Annotated in this window: 25 protein-coding genes; 7 read left to right on the forward strand and 18 right to left on the reverse strand. The window is 60.6% G+C overall.

Annotation, left to right across the window (positions count from 1 at the left end; all coding sequences use genetic code 11):
- The 6 genes from BSF79_RS13295 to cysS all read right to left on the reverse strand — a co-directional run.
- Positions 1-551 (reverse strand): acetyl-coenzyme A synthetase N-terminal domain-containing protein (locus BSF79_RS13295; RefSeq protein ID WP_139246442.1); only part of this gene is annotated, 551 nt, incomplete at its 3' end.
- Positions 552-935: 384 nt separating this feature from the next.
- Positions 936-1,823 carry a glycosyltransferase family 2 protein gene (locus BSF79_RS13300; RefSeq protein WP_090270319.1) on the reverse strand — a complete coding sequence of 296 codons (888 nt, stop codon included), beginning with the start codon at positions 1,821-1,823 and terminating at the stop codon, positions 936-938.
- Positions 1,824-2,003: 180 nt separating this feature from the next.
- Positions 2,004-2,783, reverse strand: coding sequence for a squalene/phytoene synthase family protein (locus tag BSF79_RS13305; RefSeq protein ID WP_090270320.1), 780 nt, complete (start codon positions 2,781-2,783; stop codon positions 2,004-2,006).
- Complete coding sequence (locus BSF79_RS13310) at positions 2,773-3,759, reverse strand: alpha/beta hydrolase (protein ID WP_217650075.1); 987 nt, start codon at positions 3,757-3,759, stop codon at positions 2,773-2,775. Before BSF79_RS13310 ends, BSF79_RS13305 begins: the two co-directional genes overlap by 11 nt.
- The gene (gene cimA / locus BSF79_RS13315; RefSeq protein ID WP_090270321.1) at positions 3,759-5,387 is read right to left on the reverse strand and encodes a citramalate synthase; all 1,629 of its coding nucleotides are present in this window, start codon (positions 5,385-5,387) and stop codon (positions 3,759-3,761) included. Before cimA ends, BSF79_RS13310 begins: the two co-directional genes overlap by 1 nt.
- A gap of 121 nt (positions 5,388-5,508) precedes the next feature.
- Positions 5,509-6,891 (reverse strand): cysteine--tRNA ligase, encoded by a 1,383-nt coding sequence (cysS, locus tag BSF79_RS13320; RefSeq protein WP_090270322.1) that lies wholly within the window; start codon positions 6,889-6,891, stop codon positions 5,509-5,511.
- 235 nt (positions 6,892-7,126) lie between these two features.
- On the opposite strand from cysS, the gene BSF79_RS13325 reads away from it, so the two are divergent.
- On the forward strand, positions 7,127-8,305 hold the full coding sequence (locus BSF79_RS13325) for a pyridoxal phosphate-dependent aminotransferase (RefSeq protein ID WP_090270323.1): 1,179 nt from the start codon (positions 7,127-7,129) through the stop codon (positions 8,303-8,305).
- An 80-nt stretch (positions 8,306-8,385) separates the two neighbouring features.
- Here the strand turns inward: BSF79_RS13325 and BSF79_RS13330 are convergent, their stop codons facing one another.
- Entirely contained in the window at positions 8,386-8,934 is a 549-nt protein-coding gene (locus tag BSF79_RS13330; RefSeq protein ID WP_090270324.1) for a peptidylprolyl isomerase, read from the reverse strand.
- Positions 8,927-9,433, reverse strand: coding sequence for a peptidylprolyl isomerase (locus BSF79_RS13335; protein ID WP_090270325.1), 507 nt, complete (start codon positions 9,431-9,433; stop codon positions 8,927-8,929). The genes BSF79_RS13330 and BSF79_RS13335 overlap by 8 nt, the downstream gene beginning before the upstream one ends.
- Before the next feature lie 125 nt (positions 9,434-9,558).
- On the opposite strand from BSF79_RS13335, the gene BSF79_RS13340 reads away from it, so the two are divergent.
- Positions 9,559-10,752: a phosphoglycerate kinase gene (locus BSF79_RS13340; protein ID WP_090270326.1), complete on the forward strand. Its 1,194-nt coding sequence runs from the start codon at positions 9,559-9,561 to the stop codon at positions 10,750-10,752.
- A gap of 118 nt (positions 10,753-10,870) precedes the next feature.
- Positions 10,871-11,764 (forward strand): fructose bisphosphate aldolase, encoded by an 894-nt coding sequence (locus BSF79_RS13345; RefSeq protein ID WP_090270327.1) that lies wholly within the window; start codon positions 10,871-10,873, stop codon positions 11,762-11,764.
- A gap of 85 nt (positions 11,765-11,849) precedes the next feature.
- On the opposite strand, the gene BSF79_RS13350 is transcribed toward BSF79_RS13345, so the two are convergent.
- A complete protein-coding gene (locus BSF79_RS13350) occupies positions 11,850-13,463 on the reverse strand; it encodes an acyl-CoA dehydrogenase family protein (protein WP_090270328.1) in 1,614 nt (537 codons plus the stop codon).
- 167 nt (positions 13,464-13,630) lie between these two features.
- Here BSF79_RS13350 and BSF79_RS13355 point away from each other — a divergent pair, with 167 nt between their 5' ends.
- From BSF79_RS13355 to BSF79_RS13370, 4 genes are all read left to right on the forward strand, one after another.
- Positions 13,631-13,930: an FtsB family cell division protein gene (locus BSF79_RS13355; protein WP_090270329.1), complete on the forward strand. Its 300-nt coding sequence runs from the start codon at positions 13,631-13,633 to the stop codon at positions 13,928-13,930.
- 122 nt (positions 13,931-14,052) lie between these two features.
- Positions 14,053-15,048, forward strand: coding sequence for a pyruvate dehydrogenase (acetyl-transferring) E1 component subunit alpha (pdhA, locus tag BSF79_RS13360; RefSeq protein ID WP_090270330.1), 996 nt, complete (start codon positions 14,053-14,055; stop codon positions 15,046-15,048).
- Between the two features lie 14 nt (positions 15,049-15,062).
- Positions 15,063-16,433, forward strand: coding sequence for a pyruvate dehydrogenase complex E1 component subunit beta (locus tag BSF79_RS13365; RefSeq protein WP_090270331.1), 1,371 nt, complete (start codon positions 15,063-15,065; stop codon positions 16,431-16,433).
- A gap of 10 nt (positions 16,434-16,443) precedes the next feature.
- Positions 16,444-17,739 carry a pyruvate dehydrogenase complex dihydrolipoamide acetyltransferase gene (locus BSF79_RS13370; RefSeq protein ID WP_090270332.1) on the forward strand — a complete coding sequence of 432 codons (1,296 nt, stop codon included), beginning with the start codon at positions 16,444-16,446 and terminating at the stop codon, positions 17,737-17,739.
- Positions 17,740-17,807: 68 nt separating this feature from the next.
- On the opposite strand, the gene cysE is transcribed toward BSF79_RS13370, so the two are convergent.
- The 9 genes from cysE to BSF79_RS13415 form a co-directional block, all read right to left on the reverse strand.
- Complete coding sequence (gene cysE / locus BSF79_RS13375) at positions 17,808-18,614, reverse strand: serine O-acetyltransferase (RefSeq protein WP_090270333.1); 807 nt, start codon at positions 18,612-18,614, stop codon at positions 17,808-17,810.
- Between the two features lie 135 nt (positions 18,615-18,749).
- The gene (locus BSF79_RS13380; protein WP_090270334.1) at positions 18,750-22,670 is read right to left on the reverse strand and encodes a baseplate multidomain protein megatron; all 3,921 of its coding nucleotides are present in this window, start codon (positions 22,668-22,670) and stop codon (positions 18,750-18,752) included.
- Positions 22,670-23,110, reverse strand: a complete 441-nt coding sequence (locus BSF79_RS13385; RefSeq protein WP_090270335.1) for an NlpC/P60 family protein — start codon at positions 23,108-23,110, stop codon at positions 22,670-22,672. The genes BSF79_RS13380 and BSF79_RS13385 overlap by 1 nt, the downstream gene beginning before the upstream one ends.
- Positions 23,107-23,991, reverse strand: a complete 885-nt coding sequence (locus BSF79_RS13390; RefSeq protein ID WP_090270336.1) for a DUF2163 domain-containing protein — start codon at positions 23,989-23,991, stop codon at positions 23,107-23,109. The genes BSF79_RS13385 and BSF79_RS13390 overlap by 4 nt, the downstream gene beginning before the upstream one ends.
- Positions 23,991-24,623, reverse strand: a complete 633-nt coding sequence (locus tag BSF79_RS13395) for a DUF2460 domain-containing protein (RefSeq protein WP_090270337.1) — start codon at positions 24,621-24,623, stop codon at positions 23,991-23,993. The genes BSF79_RS13390 and BSF79_RS13395 overlap by 1 nt, the downstream gene beginning before the upstream one ends.
- Before the next feature lie 21 nt (positions 24,624-24,644).
- A complete protein-coding gene (locus BSF79_RS13400) occupies positions 24,645-25,304 on the reverse strand; it encodes a phage tail tape measure protein (RefSeq protein WP_090270338.1) in 660 nt (219 codons plus the stop codon).
- Positions 25,297-25,500 carry a rcc01693 family protein gene (locus BSF79_RS13405; RefSeq protein ID WP_090270339.1) on the reverse strand — a complete coding sequence of 68 codons (204 nt, stop codon included), beginning with the start codon at positions 25,498-25,500 and terminating at the stop codon, positions 25,297-25,299. The genes BSF79_RS13400 and BSF79_RS13405 overlap by 8 nt, the downstream gene beginning before the upstream one ends.
- Complete coding sequence (locus tag BSF79_RS13410; RefSeq protein ID WP_090270340.1) at positions 25,497-25,823, reverse strand: gene transfer agent family protein; 327 nt, start codon at positions 25,821-25,823, stop codon at positions 25,497-25,499. Before BSF79_RS13410 ends, BSF79_RS13405 begins: the two co-directional genes overlap by 4 nt.
- 1 nt (position 25,824) lies before the next feature.
- Positions 25,825-26,241, reverse strand: coding sequence for a phage major tail protein, TP901-1 family (locus tag BSF79_RS13415; protein ID WP_090270341.1), 417 nt, complete (start codon positions 26,239-26,241; stop codon positions 25,825-25,827).
- Between the last annotated feature and the right edge of the window lie 26 nt (positions 26,242-26,267).

The following is a 26,267-nucleotide window of genomic DNA, read 5'->3' on the forward strand; positions in this document are numbered from 1 at the left end:
ATCCGGTTGGCCAGGGCATCGGGGGAAAACCCCGCAAAAACAATCGAATGCACCGCACCGATCCGGGCGCAGGCCAGCATCGCATAGGCCGCCTCGGGGATCATCGGCAGGTAAATCACCACCCGGTCGCCGCGCATCACGCCCTGCGACAACAGCACATTGGCCATCCGGCAGGTCTTTTCGTGCAGCGTTTTATAGCTGATATGCTGCGCCGGAGTGGCGGGATCGTCAGGCTCGAACAGGATCGCGGTCTGATCGCCGCGCGTCGCCAGATGACGGTCAATGCAATTGGCAGCGACATTCAGAACGCCGTCTTCGTACCATTTGATATCAATCTGACCCGGCGCAAAGGAGGTGTTCTTGACCTTCGTATAGGGCGTGATCCAGTCCAGACGCTTGCCCTGCTCGCCCCAGAACCCCTCAGGATCCGAAACCGACGCCGCATAAAGCGACGCATAACCAGACGCATCAACATGCGCATCACCCGCAAAAGCGGAAGGAACTGCGTGCGCGGCGGGCGCACTGGTTTCGGTGGATTTATCGGCAGACATGGCAAGGCTCCTCCCTTGATATTCACAACGGGCTGCTGGCAGCCCGGCCGCTACACACAAGAATGTGAACGGCTTAGAGAGATAATAGAGAAAACTGAAAACGAATAAATAACTATTTGATAAGCAACAATTAAGGTGTAAATATATTTCCAATATTAGGTTAATTTTGTAAATTGAGTCAATATGACGTTAGGTAACAACCTCAAACTCCACATGAATTGATGTCAAGCTTGGCAACATAAATTTCACAGATTTACTGCTATCTGATCAGGACAAGGCCCATCACACGCCCAAGCGTTGGTGCGACATTTCGCTTCAGTATGCGATAGTATGCAGCCGCGGCGCTTGCTCGCCCTTGCGCCCGACTCGGTCAGTTCAACGGTCTTAGATCAAATCACGCAAGCGCTCTGGCACGGTCACGCGCTGCGGGGACTTGTTCATCACAGCGTGATCGACAACCATCTTTTTGTCAGTGTGGCGCACCGCAGCTCTGAGCAGTTCTGCTGCGTGATCAAAACCCTGCTCCACCGGCAGTTCGCTTGCTTGGGCAAAGATCGACAGTTCTTTCTCGCGGATCATTTCGGGATTGGACCAGTTGATCCAGAATCGCTTGCCAACCGAAACCGGATCCGCCGCCGTCTCATTCCGCTCGACGGATTCCGCCACGATATCTTTGCGCTGCGCCATGCGGTCGGCGTAATCGGGCGTAACATAGTGCAGGTGAAACAGCAGGATCTGCGGATCGATGGTAAACTTGCCCCGCACCAGCCCATGCCCACCAATCGTGTAAACCACCCGAGATCGCGCAATACACGGTTTGGTATATTTGGCGCTCAGCATCGCGTTGTGGTGCAAGTTCAGCACGCCGTCGTTCACATCCCCCTCGCCCGTCGGTATCAGGTTCAGCCCAACCGGCGACAGTGCCGTCGTTTCAGCCGTGCTGTTGGCCAGATGGTCCAACAACGTGCCATCGGTCCCAGCATAGACAATCAGTTCGTCAACATCTGTGCAGATTACCCAACCGTAAAAGCCCAGCAAGCCGTTGGTCAGCCCGCCCAAAAGATCCCAACGCCGCCGGGTCAGATCCACAGTGACCTCGTCGCGCGGGATGTTGATGATGTTACACCCCGCCGCAATCTCTTCGACCCGTGGATCGCCGCCATGGTTGATGACATACAGGCTGCGCCGGTCAACATACTGCGCATTGTGGCGCACCCATTTGTCCAGCAACCAATAATCGCGCCACACCATCGTGACAAACGCCAGCCTCATGTCCGGTCTCCTCTATGCCTCGGCCTTGCTTAGCACAAATGCGCGAGGCTCTCCTAGAGTGTCCTTCCAATGGCTACGTCTGTGGGAAACTCGGCAGTCGGCGGAGGATTATCCCCACCCGCAGCGCTGCGGAGTTGGGAGGGTAAGGCTGAGTATTTGCCTCAGAAAGAAACAAGCGAGCTACCACCGGCCCGACGTCGCACGGACCATCAACCCAAATTTCCGGGCAAACGGCGACTTGCCAAGTGCCCCTGCAAGAACGCGGTCTGGCTCAGAAGCTGCCTGCTTCAGGATCGCGCCTGCCGTCCAGCCCGACAGCAAAGCAGATCGCGCCGGGGCCGAGAGGCGAGCCCGGTTGGCACGCGCACGCTTGAGGCGGATCAGTGCGTTTTGCGCAAGGCCTGAGACCGCCTCTGGTCGGCCGTCCAAAAGCGGCACGCGTTTGGCCTGTTCCAGCGCCGGTATCGCACACAGATAATTCGCCAACCCCGCAGCGTAACCAAAGTCGCGCACCACGTCCTCATCCGCCGGACCAAGCGCGCGGGCAGCCGCCAGCATCAGGTTGGAGGAGGTAGATTGCAGATAGTCTTCGAAATGCGCCGCATCCTCGAACGGGTCGCTGTAGATATCCCAGCGCCGGGCCTGAACAAGCTTGTCCAACAGCTCCGCGCCCGCCTTGTCCAGCGCCCGTGACAGCGGGCTGACCACCTCGTGCCGCCGCGCTTTTCCGCCTGCGGCAATCTCTTCCAGCGCATCACGCCACCACTGCAGGCGCATTTCGGCGATCATTGGCTCTTTGGTGACCCAGGGCGCACGCGCAATTTCCACGTTGCAGGCATAAATCGGGAACAGCACGACCCTCGCAGATAGTGGTGCAGCCATGGTTGCCAGAAACCGGTCAGGATCGGCGCGCTGAACCAATGCGGCACAACCGCTCAGGTCGGGATCATCAAAGCTCATTCAGAAAGCCCCGGATCAGGGTCTGGGTTTGCGGGGCATTCACCACGTCCAGATGCGACACACCTTCGATCAGGTGATACCGGCCCTTGCTGGAATACTGTGTCATCAGCGGCTCATAGGCGTCGGCGACAAAAGCTTCATCCGCGGTGCCTGCGATCAACAGAAACGGCGGCAGGGCGGCGATGTCTTTCTCATAGGCCGGGCGCGGCGCATAGGACGTGTTCATCCGGTAAGAATAAGCGGTCGTTGCCATATGCCCCAACGGCCCATCCAGCACCGCCTGCGGCATCGCGAACTGGATCACCGTCAGGTGGTTCAGCATGCGGATACGGGCGGCATTCAGCATGGTCAGCCCGATAATCCGCCGGGTCAGCGGCCGTGCCCAGCCGCCGGAATTGGTCCGCGTCGTGGGCGCGTTATATTTTAGGAACGGCGCCAGCAAAACCGCCCCGCCCAGCAGATCACCATAGGCACCACCTGCAAAGCGCACGACCAGCCCCCCGCCCGAACTGTGCCCGAGCATTATCACCTTCTGACCCGTCTTGGCGTAGGCGCGAATCAGATCCGCCAGATCCTCTTCCAATTGCCCGATATGATCCACATCGCCGCGCCGCCTAGGCGCCGCACCGTGGCCACGCAGATCGGGCACCAACACCTCGGCCTGATCCGACAAAGCCCGCGCCAGCCCATCAAACTGCGCGCCATACCAGCCCGACCCATGCACCAGCACCAAAAGCGGCGCACCCTCGGGCCCCGGCAGATGGCGGGTGGTCAAGTCAAATCCGTCGCGCATCGAAACCGGCGTGACTTGCAAAACCCCGGCCCCGCCCGACATCTGTCGGGTGAAATCCAGACCACCTTCGCCCATTGCACGCGCCGAAACACTTCCGGGGCGCTGCGACGCAATCAACCCCAAAGCGATGCTAAGACTGATCCCTGCGGAAATTCCGACAAACCCCAGAACTTTTCCCAACATCAACCCGCCCCCACCGCATGGTATTCGCGCAGCAGTTTCCAGTTGATAGCGTCCAGCAGTGCCTCGAACGAGGCATCGACTATGTTGGGCGACACGCCCACCGTCGACCAGCGCCGCCCCTGCCCATCCTCACTGTCGATAATGACACGCGTCACGGCCTCGGTCCCGCCTTGGGTGATGCGCACCTTGAAATCGACCAGATGCATATCCCCGATCGCCTCGGAATAGCGGCCCAGATCCTTGGCCAGCGCCGTCGACAACGCGTTCACCGGGCCGCGATCCGAGCCATGCTCGTCAAGCGATTCAGAAACCGACAGTTTTTTCTCGCCATCCACCTTCACCACGACCACGGCCTCGGACAGGCTGATCATTTTATTGTATTTGTTCTTCCGCCGCTCGACCGTGACCTTATAGCGTTTGACCTCGAAAAACTGTGGAATCTGCCCCAGTTCGACCCGCGCCAGCAGTTCGAAACTGGCCTGCGCGCTGTCATAGGTATATCCTTCGGCCTCGCGTGCCTTGATCAGATCCAGAATGCGCGCCAGCGCCGGATCACCGGGTGCGACCTCCAGCCCGGCCTCTGCCAGACGACGGCGTAGGTTCGATTGACCCGCCTGGTTCGACATCGGAATGATGCGCGCATTGCCGACCACCGCCGGGTCGATATGCTCATAGGTCGACGGATCCTTGAGGATTGCACTGGCATGCAGCCCCGCCTTATGAGCAAAGGCGCTGGCCCCTACATACGGCGCCTGTCGGAACGGCACACGGTTCAGGATATCATCGAGCTGACGACTGGCCCGCACCAAATCTTTCAATGCATCCTGACTTATCCCGGTCTCGAACCGGCTGGCATAGGGCTGTTTCAGCAACAGTGTCGGGATCAGCGTTGTAAGATTGGCATTGCCGCAGCGTTCACCCAGCCCGTTCAGTGTGCCTTGCACCTGCCGCGCCCCCGCATCCACCGCCGCCAGCGACCCCGCCACCGCGTTTTCGGTATCGTTGTGGGTGTGAATCCCCAGATGGTCGCCCGGAATGCCCGCCGCAATCACTGCCTTGGTGATCGCGTAAATCTCATGCGGCAGGGTGCCGCCATTGGTATCACACAGCACCACCCAACGCGCCCCCGCCATATATGCGGCCAGCACCGCTTCCAGCGCGTACTCGGGGTTGGATTTGTAGCCGTCAAAGAAATGCTCGGCATCAAACAGCGCCTCACGTCCCTGCGCGACCAGGTATTCGATCGAGCGCGCGATGTTGTCCGTATTCTCGGCCAGAGTGATTCCCAGCGCCTTATCCACATGAAAATCGTGCGTCTTGCCCACCAAGCACACCGCCGCCGTGCCCGCATTGATCACGGCCGCCAACACATCATCATTCTCAGCCGAGCGCCCGGCCCGCTTGGTCATCCCAAAGGCGGTAAACGTGGCGTCCATCTGTGGTTTGGCGTCAAAAAACTCTGAATCCGTAGGATTGGCCCCCGGCCATCCCCCTTCGATGTAATCCACCCCCAAAGCATCCAGCGTCGCCGCGATTTGCATCTTTTCTGGAGTTGAAAACTGCACCCCTTGCGTCTGCTGCCCGTCGCGCAGGGTCGTATCATAGAAATAAAGCCGCTCGCGGGTCATGGCCTGCCCCCTGCTTCTTTCTGATGAAAATACTCTCGGGGGGAACATTGAAAGCCCGCAAGGGTGTCAATATGGGGGGCGGACAGCCCCCCGCGCCCCGCCCGCCGCAGGCGAACCCGCATCATTGCAGCGCCTCCAGCTTGACCGCGTCAAACTCTGGCCCGGCCAATAGCTCCACCCCCGCCTTGCTCATTCGCACCTCAATCCCGGCCTCCAGCAGCCCCGCCTTCAGCCGGTCCACATGCGTGAAATCTTTGCTTGCCATCGCGACATCGCGCGCCTTTGTAAGCTGCGCCACAAAACCGCTTAGATCCACATCGACGGCCTTGGCCCAATCCCCCAGATTGGCCCCGAGTAAGCCCAAAAGCAGAGCCGACGCCTTGAATGCGCCAAAGTCACCCTCACCTGCCAGTCGGTGCAGTTCCGAAATTGCCCCCGCAGTGTTCAGATCATCCGCCAACGCAGCAAGCACACCCTCTGCCACCTCGGTCGCCTCGATACCCTCGACCATCCCGCGCCATTTGCGCAAGGTTGCCTCAGCCTCTGCCGCCTTTTCAGCCGTCCAGTCCATTGGCTTGCGGTAATGCGTGCTCAGAAACACAAACCGGATCACCTCGCCCGGCACTCCCGGCATCCCATCATGCCCGTCCAGCAAATCGCGCACGGTGAAGAAGTTACCAAGGCTCTTGGACATCTTCTTGCCTTCAACCTGCAACATCTCGTTGTGCAGCCAGACATTCGCAAAATGCCCCTCGGGATGCGCACAGCAGCTTTGCGCAATTTCATTCTCGTGGTGCGGGAACATCAAATCATTGCCGCCCCCGTGAATATCGAACGACGCCCCCAGCAATTCATAGCTCATGGCCGAGCATTCGATATGCCACCCCGGACGGCCCCGCCCCCAAGGCGAGTCCCAACCGGGTGTGGCCGCGTCCGAGGGTTTCCACAGCACAAAATCCATCGGATTGCGCTTATAGGGAGCCACCTCAACCCGCGCTCCAGCGATCATGTCATCCACCGCGCGGCCAGATAGGGCGCCGTAATCCTTATAGCTTTCGACCGAAAACAGCACATGCCCCTCAGCGGCATAGGCATGCCCCTTGGCGATCAGGTCTTCGATCATCGCTACCATCTGCGGAATATACTGCGTTGCGCGCGGCATCTGTGTGGGCTCCAGCGCGCCAATCGCGGCCATATCCTCCAGATACCACCGCGTGGTCTCCTCTGTAATCTGCCCAATCGAGCGCCCGCTGGCCGCGGCGCGCGCGTTGATCTTGTCATCTACGTCGGTAAAATTCCGCACATATGTAACATGATCCGGCCCGTACACATGCCGCAGCAACCGGAACAATGTATCGAACACCACCACCGGGCGGGCATTGCCAATATGGGCGCGGTCATAAACCGTCGGCCCACAGACATACATCCGCACATTGTCGGGATCGATGGGGGTAAAGACCTCTTTCTTGCGGGTCCTGGTGTTGTGCAGCTTGATCGTCGTCATAGGTCCCTCACACGCGACAGCTTCGCGGGCGGGCTTAACAATTTCATCTCACGTTTGAAAGAAAGAACGGCCCGCCTGAGAATCTCAGCCGGTAATGCAGCAAATAATGCAGATGTTCCGTTTCATGGCGATCATAATAAACCGTGATCGCCTCTGCCACAATCACTGAATTGACATTGCCGGAAATTGCGGTGCCCATGGCCCCGCAACTCATCACAGGGACAAAGGGGGCGACATGCGGCTATCAGACCGGATCACTCATATTAATGGCGGCGGCTCGGACGGGTGGGGCGTATTTTATCGCGCGCGCGCCATGAAAGCCGCAGGCACAAACGTGACCGAACTGACCATCGGCGAGCATGACATTCCCACCTCACCCGACATTCTGACCGCAATGCACCGCGCCGCGCTGGCCGGGCATACCGGCTATGCCTCGGTTCCCGGTATCCCGGCGCTGCGCGATGCGGTCGCGGCGCGGGTGCAGGCGCGTACCGGCGTTTCCACGACGCGCGACAACGTGCTGATCACCGCAGGCGGCCAGGCGGCGCTGTTTGCTGCCCATCATGCAGTCTGCGATCCCGGCGACCGGGCACTGTTCATGGATCCATATTACGCCACCTACCCCGGTACGATCCGCGCCAATGGCGCCGTTCCGGTGCCGGTGCTTACCGCGCCCGCAGACGGCTTCCAACCCCGCGCCGAGGCGATCGCGGCCCTTGCAAGCCGCGCGCGGTCACTGCTGATCAACTCGCCCAACAACCCCACCGGCGTGGTCTATTCCGATGACACGCTGGCCGGGATCGCGCGGGTGGTGCAGGATCATGACATGTGGCTGATCTCGGACGAGGTTTATGACACGCAGGTCTGGCACGGCAGCCACCTGTCGCCCCGCGCCCTGCCCGGAATGGCCGAGCGTACGCTGGTGGTCGGATCAATGTCTAAATCCCACGCCATGACCGGCAGCCGCTTGGGCTGGATCATCGGACCGCAGCCCGCGATTGCGCACCTGATTGATCTGGCCACCAACACCAACTATGGCGTGCCCGGATATATTCAGGATGCGGGCCTGTTTGCCCTCAATCAGGGCCCCGCGACCGAAGAAGGCATCGCCGCCCCGTTCCGTCGCCGCCGTGCTTTGGCGCTGGATATTCTGTCACGCCAGAATATCCTGCACGCGGTTCCCCCCGAAGGAGCGATGTATCTGATGTTGGATATTCGCCCGACTGGCCTGAGCGGAGAAGACTTCGCCTATCGCCTGCTGGACGCCCACCACATCGCCGTGATGCCGGGCGAAAGTTTTGGACAGGCTGCCGCAGGGCACATCCGCATCGCCATGACGATCCCAGATGCGCCATTTGCTGCTGCGTTGGAGCAGCTTGTTGCCTTTGCAACTGAACTCACGATCCCGGCGTGAAGGCTTGTGCAAATATATCAGGCCCGACAGTCGATGGCCGGGCCTGATATCTGCAATTAAGGCTGCACCGCCGAAGCGGACTAATCAGTGACTGTGACTTTGGTCATCACATCGGGCTTACCCACAACCTCGCCGGTGCGGCCTTTGCCACGCTTGATCGCATCCACGACATCCATACCTTCGGTCACGTGACCGACGACGGTATATTGCCCGTTCAGGAAATATCCCGGCGCGAACATGATGAAGAATTGCGAGTTGGCCGAGTTCGGATCCTTCGACCGGGCCATGCCGACCACGCCGCGCTCAAACGGGACGTCGGAAAACTCGGCCTTCAGGTCAGGGCGCGACGAGCCCCCCGTGCCAGCGCGCGACATGTTGCCGCCCATCTTGCCGAATTCCACATCACCAGTCTGCGCCATGAAGCCGTCAATCACCCGGTGAAAGACAACCCCATCATACGCGCCCTCAGCCGCCAGTGCCGCGATCTGAGCCGCATGACCCGGTGCGATATCGTCCGCCAGATCGATGACCACGGTGCCATTGGCCCCGTCGCCCTCGATCTGAATGCTCAGCCCGGTTGCTGCGGCCGGGCTAGCCAGCAACGCCAGAACAAAGGCCAGCTTACGCATCGGACGCAACCTTGACCGAAATCATGCGGTCAGGATTCGGCGCGGGTTCGCCGCGCACGATCGCATCCACATGCTCCATCCCGGAAATCACCCGACCATAGACCGTGTATTGTCCATTCAGGAAATGGTTGTCCTTGAAGTTGATGAAAAACTGCGAGTTAGCCGAATTCGGGTTCGCCGAACGCGCCGCGCCCAGCGTGCCACGGTCGTGCGGCAGCTTGGAGAATTCCGCCGGAAGATCCGGCAAATCCGACCCACCGGTGCCAGCGCGGCCCGGATTGTAATCTTTTTCCATATTGGCGTGCTGAACATCGCCAGTCTGCGCCATGAAGCTGTCGATCACCCGGTGAAAGGCGACGTTGTCATACGCTCCGGCACGGGCCAGCTCTTTCATCCGCTCGGTGTGCTTGGGCGCGACGTCGGCCAGCAGTTCGATGGTGACGGTGCCGTCTTTCAGCTCCATCAGGATGGTGTTTTCGGGGTCTTTGATCTCGGCCATCTGGGGGCTCCTTCAACTTGTGTCGCAAGATACCTAAGCGCAAGCCACGCGATTGCCAAGCCGGAGGTTGACGGAAGGGCGGCTTCGCGCCAAGACAAGTGCGCAAAACATTTGGAGATCAAGGCATGGCTTGGAAGACATTGGATGACATCGACCTGAACGGCAAACGTGTCATGGTACGCGTGGACATCAATGTGCCGCTGGAAAACGGTGTCGTGTCAGATGCCACGCGCATCGAGCGGATCGTGCCAACTATAAACGACATTCTGGCCAAGGGCGGTCGCCCCCTGCTCGTCGCGCATTTCGGGCGCCCCAAGGGCAAGGTCGTGCTGGATCTCAGCCTGCGGGTAGTGCTGAAGGCGCTAGAAAAGGCGCTTGGCCACACGGTGGGCTTTGTCGAGACACTGGAAGGCGCCGAGGCGCTGACCGACGAGGTGAAGGGCGCCGAGGTTGTGCTGCTGGAAAACATCCGTTTCCATCCCGGCGAGGAACAGAATGACCCGGCCTTTGCCGCGCGTCTTGCCGCACTGGCCGATGTCTATTGCAATGATGCGTTTTCGGCGGCTCATCGGGCGCACGCCTCGACCGAGGGCGTGGCGCGATTGCTACCCGCCTGCGCCGGACGTCAGATGCAGGCCGAACTGGAAGCGCTGGAAACAGCACTTGGCCACCCGGAACACCCGGTTGTCGCCGTTGTGGGAGGCGCAAAAGTTTCGACCAAGCTGGAGCTGTTGGGCAATCTGGTTGAAAAGGTGGATTATCTGGTGATCGGTGGCGGCATGGCCAACACATTTCTGGCCGCGCGCGGTATCGACGTGGGGAAATCCCTGTGCGAACATGAGATGACGGAAACCGCCGAACAGATCCGCCTGAAAGCGCTGGACCTGGGGTGCGAGATTGTGCTGCCCTCGGATGTCGTCGTGGCGCGTGAGTTCAAAGCTGGCGCCGCCAACGAAGTGGTTGGGGCCGATGAATGCCCCGCCGACGCGATGATTTTGGATGCCGGGCCCAAAGCCGTGGCACGGATTTGCGACATTCTAGGTCAAGCCAAAACGCTGATCTGGAACGGACCGCTGGGGGCGTTCGAGATCGAACCGTTCGATGCCGCCACCAATGCCGCCGCCAGCGCCGCCGCAACCCTCAGCCGTGCGGGCAAGCTGATTTCGGTCGCGGGGGGCGGTGACACAGTGTCGGCGCTGAACAAGGCCGAAGCCGCAGATGATTTCACCTATATCAGCACGGCGGGGGGCGCGTTTCTGGAATGGATGGAAGGGAAAACCCTGCCCGGTGTTGCGGCACTTGAAGCGTCAAATGCCTGAAAACCGTTGCGCCGCAGATCGTTAGCGCCACCATAATTGTAACCCGGCGGCCTCTCGCCTAGTGTCGGCGCGAAACGGGCAGCCCCCATGTATTTAACGCCTTTGGACGGAATTCAAAATGTCAAAACAGAACCAAGCAGACCAGATGCGCACGGGAAACGGCTTTATCGCCGCTCTTGATCAGAGCGGCGGATCGACCCCCAAGGCGCTCGGCCTTTATGGCATCGGCGAAGACGCCTATGGCTCGGACGAGGAAATGTTCGGCCTGATCCATGACATGCGCGCGCGGATCGTCAAATCGCCCGCCTTCACTGGCGATCAGATCATTGGCGCGATTCTGTTTGAACGCACGATGGACAGCGAGATCGACGGCAAACCCTCGGCTACCTATCTGTGGGAAGAGCGTCGTGTCGTGCCGTTTCTGAAGATCGACAAAGGGTTGATGGACGAGGTCGACGGCGTGCGCCTGATGAAACCGAACGACGGGCTGGACGCGCTGCTGGAAAAGGCCGTGAAAGCCGGGATTTTCGGCACCAAAATGCGCTCGGTGATTGACGCAGCCTCGCCCACCGGCATCGCCGCAGTTGTCGCGCAGCAGTTCGAGGTCGGAAAGCAGATTCTGGCGCATGGGCTGGTACCGATCATCGAACCCGAAGTGACCATTTCGATTGCAGACAAGGCTCAAGCCGAAGAAATTCTTCTGGCCGAGATCCTCAAGCACCTGGATGCGTTGCCCGAGGACCAGCAGGTGATGCTGAAACTGACCCTGCCCGAAACAGCCAACGCCTATAAGCCACTGGTTGACCACCCGCGCGTGATGCGGGTTGTCGCACTATCGGGCGGGTATCCGCGCGATGTTGCCAATACCAAACTGTCGCAGAACACCGGGATCATCGCCAGCTTCTCGCGCGCTCTGACCGAAGGCCTCACCGCTCAGCAAAACGATGCAGAGTTCGACGCCACCTTGAGCAATACCATCGCCAGCATCTATGCGGCATCGGTTGCGGGCTAAGAGTCGCGCGCACCTTTGTGCAGGCGTGTAGCACGCGTGTCTGCAAAATAATTGGGGCGGTGTTCAAGCACCGCCCCTGTTCAATTCAGATCCGAGCAAGGATAGCCGCGGCATCCAGCCCTGAAACCGCACCAGCCGTCGCGCCGCGCTGCCCGTCTACGCGGGTGGATACATAGCCATCAGCCACCGCATGTGGCGCGGTTTCGATCAGGAAAGACGCCGCCAGAAGCGTGGCCAGGCTTTCGGTGAACCAGCGCGCTTCGGCCTCCTCTGGCAGCGTTGGCCAGCGCGCATGATGCGCCTTCAACGCCGCGTCATAGCGAGCATCGGCCCCCGTGACGCTTTGCAGCCGGGCCGTCAGCGTCTGTGCCGCCAGCGGCGCCCGCGCCAATGTCCGCAGGATATCCAGGCAGATCACGTTGCCCGACCCTTCCCAGATCGAGTTCAGAGGCGCCTCGCGATACAGCATCGGCATCGGCGTTTCCTCAATATAGCCCATGCCGCCAAGGGCCTCCATCGCCTCGTAAATCATGCCGGGGGCGCGTTTGTTGGACAGGTATTTCGCCAGCGCCACTGCGATGCGGGCAAAGGCGCGGTCTTCTTCGGTGTCGCTATCAAAGGCGTGGGCACAGCCCATGGCAAGCGCCAGTGACCCCTCCCAATCCAGTGCCAGATCAGCGATCACCGTACGCATCAGCGGCTGGTCGATCAGTCGGCGCTGAAAGGCGGTACGGTGGCTGATCCACCAATTTGCCTCGGCCAGCGCCGCCCGCATCAGCCCGGCGGGCGCAATGGCCGTGTCCAGCCTTGTGTGATGCACCATCTCGATAATGGTTTTCACGCCCTGCCCTTCCTCGCCCAGACGATGCGCGAAGGTGTTACTGTACTCGATCTCGGACGAGGCATTGGCGCGATTACCCAGTTTATCCTTCAGCCGTTGCAGATACATGGTGTTGCGGCTGCCATCCTCAAGCCAGCGCGGCACCAGAAAGCAGGTCAGCCCGCCGGGGGCCTGCGCGAGCGTCAGAAACCCGTCACACATTGGGGCCGAGCAGAACCATTTATGCCCGGTCAAACGATAATCCTCGCCATCCGCCACGGCGCGGGTCGTGTTGGCACGCACGTCCGAGCCCCCCTGTTTTTCAGTCATCGCCATGCCCATGGTCACGCCTTGTTTCGCGGACAGCGGCGCCACCGACGGATCATAGTGCCGGGCGGCAAGCTTGGGCTCCCACGCGGCGGACAGCTTGGCGTCGTTGCGTAAGGCAGGCACGGCGGCATAGGTCATCGTCAGGGGGCAGGAAATACCCGGCTCGACCTGCGCCATATAATAAGTCAGCGCGGCATGGGTGGCATGACCGCCCGGCCGATCTTCCCACGCTGCGGCGGCATAGCCGTGTTCAATCCCCAATGACATCAGATTGTGATATCCGGGATGGAACCTCACCTCATCCACCCGGCGGCCCGAGCGATCAAACAACACCAAACGAGGCGGATCGCGCCGGGCATCCTCAGCATCCTGAAGCGTGTTCGCCGTGCCGAATGCCTGACCGGCATCGGTCAGGGCCTGCGCATCGGCACCAGTCGCGGCAACCCATTCGCGCAGCGGCTGGTCCTCGGCCCAAAGGTTGCGCGCGCCGCGCGGGGTCGGTTGGTTGCTGACCTCATGCGTCGGTAAATTGCTGTGGGGGTTCGTCATGTCGTCTCCTCCTCGAAACGGGTTTGCATCAGGATGCGCGGCAACGGTCGCCCGATCCAGTGTGACGTCACGACGCTGGGTTTTTCAAAAAGGGGGATTCACAAAATGATTCGCCTGTGGCATTCTGTATGCACCGCCCGTCAGACGCGGACATAGAGGCAAAACAGATGACATCCCGCAGAAGACCCGCCTTAGGCGTTTGGGCCTATTTCGCCATTGCATTCAGCCTTGGCGCCTATTTTACCTTCGCTGCGGTTCAGGGCAGCTATGGTGTGTTTCGTCGGGTGGAGATCAACGCCGAGGCACAAACCCTGCGCACAGATCTGGCCGCGCTGGAGCTGAAGGTCACCCGGATGGAAAACCTGACCCTGCGGCTGTCTGATACCTATCTGGATCTGGATTTACTGGACGAACAGGCGCGTTCTGTCCTTGGCATGCTGCGCAGCGACGAAATCGTCGTCCGCTAGCCCTTCCCCTCAAGACTACAGTCGGAATGCGCGGCGGCAATTTGCACTCGCACCAAATTGATTCATGCTGTATAAGATAGTTTAACGCTAAACTATTATTGTTTCCGGGAGGGGGACGCCGCATGGCCACCAGAAAAACCCAAAGCAAAACAAATGTTTCCGCCGATGAGCTGAAACAGTTTTATCGCGATATGCTGCTAATCCGGCGATTCGAAGAAAAGGCGGGCCAGCTGTATGGCATGGGCCTGATCGGCGGGTTCTGCCATCTGTATATCGGGCAAGAGGCCGTTGTGGTCGGGCTGGAAGCCGCCGCTGAAGAAGGCGACAAGCGCATCACCTCATACCGCGATCACGGCCATATGCTGGCGTGCGGCATGAACCCTGATGGGGTGATGGCCGAACTGACCGGTCGCGAAGGCGGGTACTCCAAAGGCAAAGGCGGCTCGATGCACATGTTCTCGAAAGAGAAGCATTTCTATGGCGGGCACGGCATTGTCGGCGCGCAGGTGCCGCTAGGGGCCGGATTGGCCTTTGCAGACAAGTATAAAGACAATGGGCGGGTCACGTTTACCTATTTCGGCGATGGCGCAGCCAATCAGGGCCAGGTATACGAAACCTTCAACATGGCCGCGCTGTGGAAACTGCCGGTGATTTTCGTGATCGAAAACAACCAATACGCCATGGGTACGTCGCAGCAACGCTCGACCTCTTCCGCCGAGATTTACATGCGTGGCGAGGCATTCGGAATTCCCGGCGAAGCGGTGGACGGCATGGATGTTTTGGCAGTGAAGGCCGCTGGCGAAAAAGCCGTGGCGCACTGCCGGTCGGGCGAAGGCCCCTACATCCTTGAAGTGAAAACATATCGCTATCGCGGCCATTCCATGTCGGACCCGGCGAAATATCGGACCCGCGAGGAAGTGCAGAAAATGCGCGAGGAAAAAGACGCCATCGAACATGTGCGCGACCTTTTGCTGAGCGGAAAGCACGCCAGCGAGGACGATCTGAAGGCAATCGACAAAGAGATCAAAGGGATCGTGAACAACGCGGCGGACTTCGCCAAAACCAGCCCGGAACCAGCGCTCGAAGAGCTCTGGACCGACATTTACGCTGACGCTTGAGGGGAGAGACACCAATGGCAACCGAGATTCTGATGCCCGCCCTGTCCCCCACCATGGAAGAGGGAACGCTGGCGAAATGGTTGGTCAAAGAGGGCGATACCGTGTCCTCTGGCGATATCATGGCCGAAATCGAAACCGACAAGGCCACGATGGAGTTCGAAGCCGTCGATGAAGGCGTGATCGGCAAGATCCTGATCGCCGAAGGCACCGAAGGGGTGAAGGTTAACACCCCCATCGCGGTTCTTCTGGAAGAGGGCGAAAGCGCTGATGACATGGCCGCGGCGCCTGCGTCGGCAGCGGCCCCCGTGCCTGCTGCCCCCCCGGTCAATAAGGCCCCCGCCGTTGTGGCAGCTCCAGCTTCTGCCCAAAGCGATCTGACCCCGGACTGGCCCGAAGGCACGCCGGTAAAAAAGCAGACCGTGCGCGAGGCGCTGCGTGATGCGATGGCCGAGGAAATGCGCGCCAACCCGAACGTGTTCCTGATGGGTGAAGAAGTCGCCGAATATCAGGGGGCCTATAAGGTCAGCCAGGGCTTGCTAGACGAATTTGGAAGCAAACGCATCATCGACACGCCGATCACCGAGCATGGCTTTGCCGGCATCGCGGTTGGTGCCTCGTTCGGCGGGTTGCGCCCGATTGTCGAATTCATGACCTTCAACTTCGCCATGCAGGCGATTGACCATATCATCAACTCGGCCGCCAAGACGCTTTATATGTCCGGCGGTCAGATGGGGGCACCGATGGTGTTCCGTGGTCCAAACGGCGCCGCCGCGCGTGTGGGCGCCCAGCATAGTCAGGACTATTCGGCCTGGTACGCACAAATCCCCGGTCTGAAAGTGGTCATTCCCTATTCGGCGGCGGATTACAAAGGCCTGATGAAAACCGCGATCCGCGATCCGAACCCGGTGATCTTCCTTGAGAACGAGATCCTCTATGGCCGCTCGTTCGACGTGCCCGTTATGGATGATTTCACCATCCCCTTCGGCAAGGCCAAGATCTGCCGCGAGGGCACAGATGTCACCATCGTCAGCTTCGGCATCGGGATGAGCTATGCGCTTGAGGCGAGTGAAATGCTGGCCGCCGAAGGCATCAGTGCCGAAGTGATCGACCTGCGCACCTTGCGCCCGCTGGATTACGAAACCGTTCTCAACTCCGTCATGAAAACAAACCGTTGCGTGACTGTGGAAGAAGGCTTTCCGGTCGCATCAATCGGCAACCATCTGTCGGCGGTGATCATGCAGCGCGCGTTTGATTATCTGGACGCGCCGGTCATCAACTGCACCGGCAAGGACGTGCCAATGCCCTATGCCGCCAATCTGGAAAAGCATGCGTTGCTGACAACCGACGAGGTGATCGACGCTGTCAAACAAGTGACCTATCGCTGAGGAGAGCGTTATGCCTGTAGAAATTCTAATGCCTGCTCTCTCCCCCACGATGGAAGAGGGAACACTGGCGAAATGGCTGGTCAAAGAGGGCGATACGGTATCCTCTGGCGACCTGCTAGCCGAGATTGAAACCGATAAGGCGACGATGGAATTCGAAGCCGTCGACGAAGGTGTGATCGGCAAGATCCTGATCGCCGAAGGCAGTGAGGGCGTGAAGGTAAACACCCCGATCGCCGTGCTGCTGGAAGACGGCGAAAGCGCGGATGATATCGGCGCAGCCGCGCCAGCAGCCGCGCCCTCCGCCGCACCGGTCACGGTCGAAACGGCGTCACCTGCCCCTGTGGCTGCCCCGGCGGCCCCTAAAGCAGCGGACGGCGGTCGCGTGTTTGCCTCGCCTCTGGCTCGTCGGATTGCTGCGGAAAAGGGTCTCGACCTGAGCCAGATTGCGGGCTCTGGCCCGCGTGGGCGGATCGTAAAAGCGGATGTGCAAGACGCCACAGCCAGTACCCCCGCCGCCGTCGCTGCTTCAGCCCCGGAATCGCAACCAACCCCGGTCGCAGCCGCAGCGCCAACCGGCCCTTCGACAGATGCTGTGCTCAAAACCTATGCCGATCGCAGCTTCACCGAAATCAAGCTGGACGGTATGCGCAAAATCATCGCCGCCCGCCTGACCGAGGCAAAGCAAACCATCCCGCACTTCTATCTGCGTCGCGATATCAAACTGGATGCATTGCTGAAATTCCGTGGCCAGCTGAACAAGCAACTGGAAGGCCGCGGCGTGAAGCTGTCGGTGAATGATTTCATCATAAAGGCCTGCGCTCTGGCCCTGCAATCGGTGCCTGCGGCAAACGCCGTCTGGGCTGGCGACCGTATTCTGCAGCTGAAGCCTTCGGACGTAGCTGTGGCCGTTGCCATTGAGGGCGGGCTGTTCACGCCAGTGCTGAAAGACGCCGAAATGAAGTCGCTTTCGGCGCTGTCCGCCGAAATGAAAGACCTCGCCACCCGCGCCCGGGATCGTAAACTCGCTCCGCATGAGTATCAGGGCGGCAGCTTCGCGATTTCAAATCTCGGCATGTTCGGAATCGACAATTTCGACGCGGTAATCAACCCGCCGCACGGGGCCATTCTGGCCGTGGGCGCTGGGGTGAAAAAACCCGTTGTTGGTCTGGACGGCGAACTGACTGTCGCCACGGTGATGACGGTCACGCTCAGCGTCGATCACAGGGTGATCGATGGCGCGCTTGGGGCGGAACTGCTGCAAGCCATCGTCGAAAACCTTGAAAACCCGATGGTCATGCTGGCTTGATCGACCCTTCAAAATACGACCCCCCCCCCCGAGCAACGCTCGGGGGGTTTTCACATAAATACCAGAAGTCACTGCGTTCCCAGCAACTGATCCATGGTGATCGAAGGCGTCGCACAACCTGCCGCCCCCACCACTTTGGCCGGTACGCCCGCAACCGTGCTTTTCGGCGGTACATCGTGCAGCACGACCGAACCCGCCGCAATCCGCGAGCAATGACCGATATGGATATTGCCCAACACCTTGGCCCCCGCGCCGATCAGCACTCCATCGCCAATCTTCGGATGCCGGTCCTCTTCTTCTTTACCAGTCCCGCCCAGTGTCACCGAATGCAGCATCGACACATTGTCGCCAACCACAGCCGTTTCGCCAATCACGATGGAATGAGCGTGATCGATCATGATCCCTTTGCCGATCGTCGCTGCGGGGTGAATATCGACACCAAATGCTTCTGACACCCGCATCTGGAAGAAATACGCCATGTCCTGACGCCCATTTTGCCACAGCCAATGGCCGATACGATATGCCTGAAGCGCCTGAAAGCCTTTGAAAAACATCAGCGGTTGCAGAAAGCGATGGCAGGCCGGATCGCGCTCGTAAACCGCAGTGATATCTGCCCGTGCCGACAGCGACAGCAAGGGATCGTCGGCATAAGCCGCATCACAAATCTCGCGGATCAACTGCTCCGACATCTCACCCGATGCCAGTTTCAATGATGTCCGATACGCCAGCGCCCGTTCGATTGACGCATGGTGCAGAATACTGGAATGGATCAACCCGCCTAACAGCGGCTCATCACGCACGGCCAACTCGGCTTCGGTTATGATCTTGTCCCAAACCGGGTCAAATTCTGTCAGTTGTGTCTTAGTTTTTGCCATGACTTACGCCCTCCGGTCCGTTTCTCTATATCAGATAGGCGCGTTTAACAAAATGCAAAGCTGTGATGAGCCAGATTTGTAATTCACATAGGTTTCAGCCGGGCGATGCCAATTTGACCCCACCCGACCGTCTGATCATGCCGTGATCGTCAGAGCCCCGAAATACCCCGCGCCATAAGGGGCCGAGACTTGTGCAACCGATACCTCAAACGGCGCCTCAACCCCATCTAAGGCTTGCTCAGCCGCAGAATACATCCATTCCGGATTGCTCACACTTATCTCACGTACAACCTGCCCAGCACTCAATACCCGAACAAGATAGGCCTCGCTCTCTTCCCCTAACGGCACCTCCAGCGCGTCCCAACTGTCGCCGTCAACCCGTGTTCGCCGTACCCAACTCAGCGCCAGATCCCCCCCGACATCACGCAGAGCCTTCATGTGAACCGGGGCATAAGGCTTCAACCCAACACCCGAAAATGCCAAGGCAAAATGCTTGTAGGACGGATCATCATATCCGCGCCGCGCCGCGCCCACGCGATAGTGCCGTGCCAACCCGCGCGTTGAGGATGCCAGATCCAGCTGCTTTGGCACCCCGTCCAGCAGAACAAAATAGGATCCGGCAGGCCAGGCGTCAGGCATATTCGCTTCGCTCCCGCGCTGCCCACGCAAGCGCCCCGACAGAAGATAGGTATCCGTATCAATCAGCTCCGCCATCTGAAACTGTATCAGCTCCCAATTTTCCGGCGTGCCATCGCCGATCGCCGCCAGATTTCCGCCCGCAAGAAGCGCCTCTTCGCCAATGCTTTCCACGCTTCCGTGCGCAAGCCGCACCTGAAGCGCATCGCCCCGATCATACCGTCCGGGATCCGCACGCAACAGAACCGTTTCCGTTTGCCCGATTGTGGCCCGCGCCGTCGTCGTCCCCAGCAACTCGTAATTTGCATCCTGCGGCGCGCCGTATATTGCCACACTTCCGGGCCACGGATCCGCCGTCGCCGCCAGATGCGGCGCATAGGGCACCTCGTCGCCACTCAGCATCGGAAGGTCCATGAACAACGGAAACACCGGCACCGGCGAAGAAAACGCCCGCATCGTGGCTGTGTCCTCCTCCATGTCCACCGGACGATAGCTTTCCGTGTCAATTCTGACCGCCTCGATCAATTGCGACGTCCCGATTTCGGCCCGATCAACACGAAACAAGCCCTTTGTCCCGCCATCTTCAATGCTCAGAACATCTCCGGCCCCGACATTCAGCGCCGAGGGCGGCAACGCAAACTTGACGCTGTCGCGCGCGATCCGCGCCTCGCTCAGCCACCGCTCGACAACCTGTCGCCCTTCACCTCGCGTCATCACCAACGGCACTTCCGAAGACGATACCGCATGTGTCGCCTCATCCGGTAAAACCGCTTCCTCGGCCACAGTGTCATAGTCGCCATCCGCCTGCACAAACCGCAACCTTACCCGCCCTGCCAGATCACTCTCGCCCGCACGCGTCGCCTCGACCGTGCCCGACAGCTCATCCGTCGACGCGAACGCATCTGCCGACAGGGTCCAATTCGCCTTGCCATTGCGTGTGCGGAACACCAACACCCCATCGCGCTCAATCGCGTCGAAGCCATAGCGCAGCATCAAAGGCTGCAACGCGCTGCGGGCATCGGACACGTCCGCCACGACATAGCCGCGCACATAGCCAAAAAGCTGCGTGGTTTCGATATCCCTGACCCCTCCCAACCGGCAAATTTCGGTCACAACCGATGCCAGCGAACGCCCCGACCCGCGCCCGGACAACCAATGCCCCTTGGGATAGTTCTCGCCATCACTCCACAACTCAGCATTGCTGGGAAAAAACGGATAGGGCCGCGCATCCCATGCCCAGACAAAAGAATGCGACATATCAATCATCGCGCCGCCGTACTCCTCTGACACCGGATTGTTTTCAGGCGCGCCCCAATAGCCATACATCGCGCGCAGATACTGCATCTGAATCAGCTCGTCCCGCCGCCCAGTTGAATATTTCGGCAGGCTAGATTCGGACGACTTGGGATCAAGAAACTTGTTCGGCTGGTTTGTCCCCTTGTCGACTGCCGCACAGCCCAACTCGGTGAACCAGATCGGCTTTGACCCCGGCACCCAATTGGTTGCATCCGCAGCGCGCACGCCACCAATCCGCTCGTGATGCGGGTTTGACCACCAACCGCGAATATCCTTGTAGCGGTAAACCCAAGGCTCGTCATATGCACCATCGCTGATCGCTGTGCGGATCTGCGCGAGCTCTGCCTCCTGCGAATGGTAATACCACTCATAGCCTTCGCCGCCTTCGATATTGGCCCGCAGATAGTCCAGATTGTAAATCGCGCCCCACTCTGCGTCTGCATGGGCCTCGCCATCGCGCCAGTCTGACAACGGCATATAGTTGTCGATCCCGATGAAATCGATCTCGGGGTCGGCCCACAGCGGATCAAGATGGAAATACACGTCTCCGCTGCCATCCTGCGGCTGATAGCCGAAATATTCCGTCCAATCCGCCGCATAGCCGATCCGTGTCTGAGCGCCCAAAAGGCTGCGCACTTCGGCAGCCAACTGCCGAAGCTGCGCCACCGCAGGAAAACCGCCCTCGGCCCCGCGCAATTGCGTTAGTCCGCGCATTTCCGACCCAATACAGAAAGCATCCACGCCCCCCGCCGCCACACACAGCGCTGCACAATGCAGGATGAAGCGGCCATAGCTCCACTCGTCCGGGCCCGAATATGTGACCTGCCCCTCCGCAATTGCGAAATCCGCCGCCCGCACTGTGCCAAAAAACGCGGCCACCTCGGCCTCGGCCATCGCCGTGCCGTCGGACGAGCCCTCAAGCCCCGGCGCCAATGCCCCGGTGATCCGCCCCCGCCAAGGCAGAAACGGCTGCCCCTCTTCGCCGGTCCATGGGTCCGTCAGCGTGTTCCCCGCCACCTGCTCCATCAGCAGGAAGGGGTAAAACATCACCTTCTGCCCCAGATCATTCAGCCGTGTGATCGCCTGCACTACCGAGATGTCACTCGGCGTGCCGCCATAAACCGGGCGACCGTCCGCCGCCGGAACGATCAAAGCTTGCTCCCGCGACACCCCGGCCACCTGCCAAGGCATGTCTTCGGCATCATGCTCGGCCTGCTCCACCTTCGGCTGAACCGCACAATTGCCGCAGCGCAGATCGTCGCCGAACCAACTGACAATCAACGACGTCGCCCCGCAATTCGGCAGTTCCTGCGTCAGTTGATCCAACGAGGTTTCAAAATCGGTCTTCCCCGATGGCGAATTCACATTCGCCGTCCGCGACGCCCCCAGCCCAAAGTCAAACACCGCCGGGTCCGTCGCCAGCGCATATTCGCCCGTGCCCGGCATCAAAGCCACGCCGCGAATAGCATGGGCCGGTTCCTCATCCGCGCCGCCGTCGTATTCAAAATCCGGGCGCATCACCTCGAATGTGAACTGCGGCACCCGGTTGCCAAACTGCGACAGGTCCAGATCTTCCAGCACCGCATAGGCCGTCCCGCGGTAGGCAGGCACCTGCCCAGCGCCTTCAACCGCCTCGATCTTCGGATCGGGCAATTGCGTCCGGCTCCCAGGGTAAACCCGCAGGTTCAGATCCACAGCCGACACTTCGCTGCCATCGGCCCAGATACGTCCCACGCCGCTGATCTCGCCCTCGCACAGCGCCACCGCCAGACTGACGCTATAGCTATACTCCTGCGTGGTTGGCCTTGGCGCGGCCCCTTTGCCCCCACCAGACTTCTGCGTATGCTCTTCGAAATGGCTGGCCCAGATCACCTGCCCCCCTACCCGCATCCGGCCAAACACGCGCGACACCGCCTCGCCCTCGCCCGCGCCCGTCAGTCGGAACCGGTCCACCCGGCCCGTCTCAATCGCGTCCGAGCCCTGCCCCAGCAACCGCTGATCAATCACCCGCCCCATCGAGGCCCCCGCAAACCGCCCTGCCGTTGCCATTGACAACCCAAGAACCGTTCCACCAACAGAGCCGCCCAACGCCGCACCGGCCGCCGACAAAAGAATGGTCGCCATCAGAAACTCCCCTCAGGAAAGGTAAACCGCGCCACAACCCTCCGGCGCCAAGGCGCACTCAAAGGGCTTTCCACAACCGAATGGCCGGAATACGCATGAATGAATGTGGCTTTCGCCCCGATCTCGCCCGCGATGCCCACGTGCTTGGCCACGCCCCTGTCTCGCATCCGAAACAGCAACACATCGCCCGCCGCCTCGTCGCCCAGCGCCTTGGGCACCAGATGCCGCAAGGCCGCCGCCAGCAACCGCTCCTCGCCCTGTGGTTCGGACCAGTCCCGACTGTAAGACGGCACATATTCGGGTTCCGTCCCCAGCAACTCGCGCCAAACTCCGCGCAGCAATCCAAGGCAATCGGTTCCCGCCCCCTTGGCCGAAGCCTGATGCCGATAGGGCGTCCCGATCCACCCGCGTGCGGCGCCTACTACCTGCGCGCCCCTCATCTTCGGCTCCCGCCGCCAGCCGCCGCACTGCTCCCCGGATAAGCGACAGTCCAGTCATCCCCCGGAATGTCCGGGAACCCCTGAAAGTTCATCACATTGTCGAACTTCAGCCGACAGGTCGCGAACCGCTTGTCGCACCCTGCCGTAAGGCGAATATGATCCCCCGCCGCAATCTCGGCCCGCAAAGGTGCCCACAGCTCGATTACCCGCTGGCCGCCATCAATATGATCCTGCTTGATCGCCCCCTTCAGCCCGCCCGCGGCCCCGTCCAGAACCGCCAAACTGCCCCGCTGGAACCAGCCCAAGTCGAACCCGGCCAACTCAGCAAAGCGGAACACCCGCGCCTCGTCGACCTGCTCCACCGCGATTTCCGCCGTATACCCCGACGTTTCCGCATCAAACCCGCACTCGGTATCGCCGAAAACGGCGGTACATGGCCGCTGATACACTCGCCCCACCGGCTGGTTCAGCATATCGGTCAATCCGCGCAGCTCGGCCTGGAAACCGCCCGCCGCGCGGCTCAACTCGCCGATCATCCCGTTGAACTGCAGCGCACGCTGCGCCACATCGGCCCAGTTCACCAACCAGCACCGCACCGAGGCCGCATCGAACCGCCCCGCCTCGATATCCTCCTCGGAAACCGCCGCATCCGACAGCGCGCCCAGCGCCTCGGTATTGTCCACCGACAGGCCGGTGCCCTGCTGCAATGCCATCGCCGACAACCCGGTATCCGCCTTGAAGCGGATCCCCTCGAACTTCAGATCCAGATCATGGTCGGTAAACCCATAGGTCTCGCCATCCTTGCGGCGGATCGACCAGCAGCGGCACAGTGTCGTCACCCCCGATTGAAGATGCGACAGAAACGCGTCATCCAGCTTCATCACACACGCACCTCCACCACAGGCACATCCGGCGCTTCCCCCGCCTGAAAGCTGGCGACACTGGCGCGGATGCGGTCAGTGTCAAACCGCACCGGCACATCAAACTCAAACCCCGCAGTGATTTCGGCGCCGGTATTGGGCGGCTCGTCAAAACTCACGATCCCGGTGGTGACATCGACCGCGAAATGCACCGCTTCCTGCAACTGATCGCGGTCCACGCCGATGCGCACCGTCCCCGCCACAGGCTTACCGATCAACCGGCCATAGCTTTGCTCACCGGACCGGTAATTCTTCACCAAGGGAAAGCTCACGCGCTCTCCATCCCCCATCGCAATCACCTGATCCTCATAGCTCACCTCGCGCGAGGGGCGGCAGGATTTGAAATCCGACCAGTCCTTCCAGCGAAAGCCATGCATCTGCCCGCCCCGCGCCTCGAAAAACGCGATCAGAATCTCGATGTCATCCAACGACCGCATCCCCATCCCGGCATCATAATGCCTGCGCGAGTGCGCCCAGGGCGTATTGCGCTCTTCAAAACCATTGGCCAACGTCACCACATCCGTGCGCCGCTCCGGCCCACCAACGGCGCCGAAACTCAGGTTTGCGGGAAACCGCACCTCATGAAACTGCATCCTGCTTCTCCCTCTGTTGCTTTAGCGGATCCGCTGCCCACGCCCCAGCGCACGCCCCATCTGGGCCGCGATCTGGCTTTGCGAACGGCGAAACCCTTCCACATCCGGCGTCGAGATATTCATCACCACCGTGGTGGCCCGCCCGCCCTGTGCGCGCACGCCCAACTTGCCATCGGCCCCGCGTGTCAGCGGCATGATCGCCTCTGGCCCCGCTTCCCCCATCAACCCGGTGCCGCCACGCATCGGGAATGTCGTCGGCCCCGAGACAACTCCGCCATTGGCAAACGGCATCACCCGGCCCTGGCTGAAACTGCCGCCCTTCTCGAATGGCAACAGCCCCGTCACCAAACCGCCCACTCCCTGCGCCAAGACTGACCCAAAGTGATCGGCCACCGGCTTGACTGCCGCCGCATAGACCGTGTTCACCATCGACTGCGCCACCGTGTGCAACGCATCCGACAGCTTCACCCCGTCCAACAACACGCCGTCAAACGCCTTGCGCAGCCCGCGGCTCATGCCCTTTTCCAGCGTCGAAACATCATGCGAGGTCGAGGCCAGCGTTTCGCGCACCCGCCGCAACTCCGCATCAAACCCGCTGGTCATGGCCGAGGCCGCCCCAAGGCTCGTCTCCAACGCCTCAACCTGATCCTGAAGCGTCTCCACCCCTTCGATATCACTCATCGTCTGTCTCTCCTTTGTCGTCAGGATAGGCCTGCAGCAATTCATCCAGCCGCGCCCGGTTCAGTGGCGCCGCCCCCGATCCCGCCCCCAGCATCAGCATCAGCTCTGCCGGGGTCAGCGCCCAGAACGCTGCCGGGCTCAGGTGCAATCCCCTGATCCCGGCCTGCATCAGGGCTGGCCAGTCAAACCGGCTCACCCCGCGCGCTCGCCCGGCACAGTAAAGGCCCGCGCCAAAAGCTCTGCCGCCACCCGCGCCGCCGCCATCGGTCCGCCTTCGATGTCGGCCTGCATCAGGTCGGGCGCATGTCCCTGCCACCCGCCACCGCGCAACCCCGCCACGATCAGCATCAGCACGTCGCGGCTGGAAAACTGCCCCGCCTCGAACCGCTCCACCAACCCAAGCAAAGTCCCCGCCTTCAGCCCGGCCTCCAACTCGGCCAGCGCACCCAGCGTCAGCTTCAGCACATGGTGCTGGCCATCAATGACCAACCCCACCTCTCCGGCCCAGGGGTTCGCCATTCTACGCCGCCGCCGTAAAGCTCAGCGCCCCGGCCGAAGCCAACGCCACCTCATAGGTCGCCTCGCCATTGTGGCTGCCCGCATATTCGATCGAGGTCAGTTGAAACGCCCCCTCGACCACGCCGAAATCAGGGATGATCACCTGAAAATCCGGGGTTTCCCCGTCAAAGAAGATCTGCCGCGCGCGTTCATCCGTCGCCGCGTCCTTGAACACACCCGATCCCGAAATCGCCGCCGACTTCACCCCGGCCCCGGCCAGAAGCTCGCGCCACCCGCCTTGGCTCTCCAGGCTGGTCACATCCACGCTCTCCGCGTTGAAGCTCACCCGCGTGGCGCGCAAACCCGCCACTGTTTCGAACTGGCCATCGCCAGTCAGATCCACCTTGATCAACAGATCCTTGCCGTTCTGGGCACCCATAGCAGTCACTCCATTCTTGAGAAATT

Origin of the sequence: Thalassovita taeanensis, assembly GCF_900110775.1 — a bacterium.
Taxonomy (GTDB): Bacteria; Pseudomonadota; Alphaproteobacteria; order Rhodobacterales; family Rhodobacteraceae; genus Litorimicrobium; species Litorimicrobium taeanense.

Excerpts from the sequence above, each read along its gene's own strand:
- BSF79_RS13300 (WP_090270319.1), bottom strand. The coding sequence starts at position 1,823 with ATGAGGCTGGCGTTTGTCACGATGGTGTGGCGCGATTATTGGTTGCTG.
- BSF79_RS13305 (WP_090270320.1), bottom strand. The coding sequence starts at position 2,783 with ATGAGCTTTGATGATCCCGACCTGAGCGGTTGTGCCGCATTGGTTCAG.
- BSF79_RS13310 (WP_217650075.1), bottom strand. The coding sequence starts at position 3,759 with ATGTTGGGAAAAGTTCTGGGGTTTGTCGGAATTTCCGCAGGGATCAGT.
- cimA (WP_090270321.1), bottom strand. The coding sequence starts at position 5,387 with ATGACCCGCGAGCGGCTTTATTTCTATGATACGACCCTGCGCGACGGG.
- cysS (WP_090270322.1), bottom strand. The coding sequence starts at position 6,891 with ATGACGACGATCAAGCTGCACAACACCAGGACCCGCAAGAAAGAGGTC.
- BSF79_RS13325 (WP_090270323.1), top strand. The coding sequence starts at position 7,127 with ATGCGGCTATCAGACCGGATCACTCATATTAATGGCGGCGGCTCGGAC.
- BSF79_RS13330 (WP_090270324.1), bottom strand. The coding sequence starts at position 8,934 with ATGCGTAAGCTGGCCTTTGTTCTGGCGTTGCTGGCTAGCCCGGCCGCA.
- BSF79_RS13335 (WP_090270325.1), bottom strand. The coding sequence starts at position 9,433 with ATGGCCGAGATCAAAGACCCCGAAAACACCATCCTGATGGAGCTGAAA.
- BSF79_RS13340 (WP_090270326.1), top strand. The coding sequence starts at position 9,559 with ATGGCTTGGAAGACATTGGATGACATCGACCTGAACGGCAAACGTGTC.
- BSF79_RS13345 (WP_090270327.1), top strand. The coding sequence starts at position 10,871 with ATGTCAAAACAGAACCAAGCAGACCAGATGCGCACGGGAAACGGCTTT.
- BSF79_RS13350 (WP_090270328.1), bottom strand. The coding sequence starts at position 13,463 with ATGACGAACCCCCACAGCAATTTACCGACGCATGAGGTCAGCAACCAA.
- BSF79_RS13355 (WP_090270329.1), top strand. The coding sequence starts at position 13,631 with ATGACATCCCGCAGAAGACCCGCCTTAGGCGTTTGGGCCTATTTCGCC.
- pdhA (WP_090270330.1), top strand. The coding sequence starts at position 14,053 with ATGGCCACCAGAAAAACCCAAAGCAAAACAAATGTTTCCGCCGATGAG.
- BSF79_RS13365 (WP_090270331.1), top strand. The coding sequence starts at position 15,063 with ATGGCAACCGAGATTCTGATGCCCGCCCTGTCCCCCACCATGGAAGAG.
- BSF79_RS13370 (WP_090270332.1), top strand. The coding sequence starts at position 16,444 with ATGCCTGTAGAAATTCTAATGCCTGCTCTCTCCCCCACGATGGAAGAG.
- cysE (WP_090270333.1), bottom strand. The coding sequence starts at position 18,614 with ATGGCAAAAACTAAGACACAACTGACAGAATTTGACCCGGTTTGGGAC.
- BSF79_RS13380 (WP_090270334.1), bottom strand. The coding sequence starts at position 22,670 with ATGGCGACCATTCTTTTGTCGGCGGCCGGTGCGGCGTTGGGCGGCTCT.
- BSF79_RS13385 (WP_090270335.1), bottom strand. The coding sequence starts at position 23,110 with ATGAGGGGCGCGCAGGTAGTAGGCGCCGCACGCGGGTGGATCGGGACG.
- BSF79_RS13390 (WP_090270336.1), bottom strand. The coding sequence starts at position 23,991 with ATGAAGCTGGATGACGCGTTTCTGTCGCATCTTCAATCGGGGGTGACG.
- BSF79_RS13395 (WP_090270337.1), bottom strand. The coding sequence starts at position 24,623 with ATGCAGTTTCATGAGGTGCGGTTTCCCGCAAACCTGAGTTTCGGCGCC.
- BSF79_RS13400 (WP_090270338.1), bottom strand. The coding sequence starts at position 25,304 with ATGAGTGATATCGAAGGGGTGGAGACGCTTCAGGATCAGGTTGAGGCG.
- BSF79_RS13410 (WP_090270340.1), bottom strand. The coding sequence starts at position 25,823 with ATGGCGAACCCCTGGGCCGGAGAGGTGGGGTTGGTCATTGATGGCCAG.
- BSF79_RS13415 (WP_090270341.1), bottom strand. The coding sequence starts at position 26,241 with ATGGGTGCCCAGAACGGCAAGGATCTGTTGATCAAGGTGGATCTGACT.